This window comes from Paraburkholderia sp. SIMBA_027 (genome assembly GCF_046535315.1).
Classification (GTDB): Bacteria; Pseudomonadota; Gammaproteobacteria; order Burkholderiales; family Burkholderiaceae; genus Paraburkholderia; species Paraburkholderia tropica.
Genome location: NZ_JAWRWY010001776.1, coordinates 1 through 228, shown reverse-complemented (window position 1 = coordinate 228; position 228 = coordinate 1). Strand labels below are relative to the sequence as shown.

Below are 228 nucleotides of genomic sequence, written 5' to 3'. Positions count from 1 at the left end.
AAACTCCGGGTTGATGTCACCCATTTCCCTGAGCGATTCATACGGAACATTGGCTTCAGCCAGCAGGACATTCATGTGGCCAGGCATCCGCCCCGCCACTGGGTGGATAGCAAAGTCCACCTCAATCCCCCGGCTTTCCAATGCAAGCGCCAACTCTGCCGCCGTGTGCTGCCCTTGGGCCACGGCCAGACCGTACCCCGGAACAATGATGACCCGTTGCGCATATCC

General features: G+C 59.2%; 1 protein-coding gene. It reads right to left on the bottom strand.

What is annotated here, in order from left to right; translation table 11 throughout:
- Positions 1-228 (bottom strand): NAD(P)(+) transhydrogenase (Re/Si-specific) subunit beta (locus SB764_RS45270; RefSeq protein ID WP_410867477.1); only part of this gene is annotated, 228 nt, incomplete at both ends.